Consider the following 239-nt stretch of genomic DNA (forward strand, 5'->3'; position numbering starts at 1 on the left):
ATTGAGGAGTACATTGAGAAGGGTGGACTTGCCCACATTGGGTTGGCCTACAATAGCCACCGGAATGCCATGTTTGATGACGTTACCAAGGGCAAAGGAATCAATCAGTTTTTTGAGCACTTCGCTGATTCGGTTCAGCAATTCGTTGAACTGCGTTCGGTCCGCAAATTCCACATCCTCTTGGGAGAAATCCAGTTCCAGCTCGATCAATGAGGCAAAATTCAACAGCTCTTCCCGTA

General features: G+C 47.3%; 1 protein-coding gene. It reads right to left on the minus strand.

Going from position 1 to position 239, the window contains the following annotated elements:
* Positions 1 to 239, minus strand: a 239-nt coding sequence (locus tag ACRHNM_RS18045) for a GTPase (RefSeq protein ID WP_431138007.1), incomplete at both ends; no start/stop codon positions are given.

The sequence above is a fragment of the Psychroserpens mesophilus genome, assembly GCF_050617655.1.
Lineage (GTDB): Bacteria > Bacteroidota > Bacteroidia > Flavobacteriales > Flavobacteriaceae > Psychroserpens > Psychroserpens mesophilus_A.